Annotated in this window: 1 pseudogene; it reads left to right on the top strand. The window is 66.6% G+C overall.

The features are described from left to right. A pseudogene (locus DD559_RS19525) lies at positions 1–311 on the top strand (succinate--CoA ligase subunit alpha); the annotation flags it as partial.

The following is a 311-nucleotide window of genomic DNA, read 5'->3' as shown; positions in this document are numbered from 1 at the left end:
TCCAAGTCGCGCCTGATCGGCCCGAACTGCCCGGGCGTGCTGACGCCGGGCGAGTGCAAGATCGGCATCATGCCGGGCTCGATCTTCTCCAAGGGCTCGGTGGGCGTCGTGTCGCGCTCGGGCACCCTCACCTATGAGGCGGTGTTCCAGACCACCAATGCGGGCCTGGGCCAGACCACGGCCGTCGGCATCGGCGGTGACCCGGTCAACGGCACCAACTTCATCGACGTGCTCGAGCTGTTCCTCGCCGACGAAGCCACCCAGTCGATCATCATGATCGGCGAGATCGGCGGCTCGGCGGAAGAAGAAGC

This window comes from Sphingomonas pokkalii (genome assembly GCF_003096275.1).
Classification (GTDB): domain Bacteria; phylum Pseudomonadota; class Alphaproteobacteria; order Sphingomonadales; family Sphingomonadaceae; genus Sphingomonas; species Sphingomonas pokkalii.
Note: the sequence above shows the minus strand (reverse complement) of the source record. Positions and strands in the feature narration are given on the sequence as shown.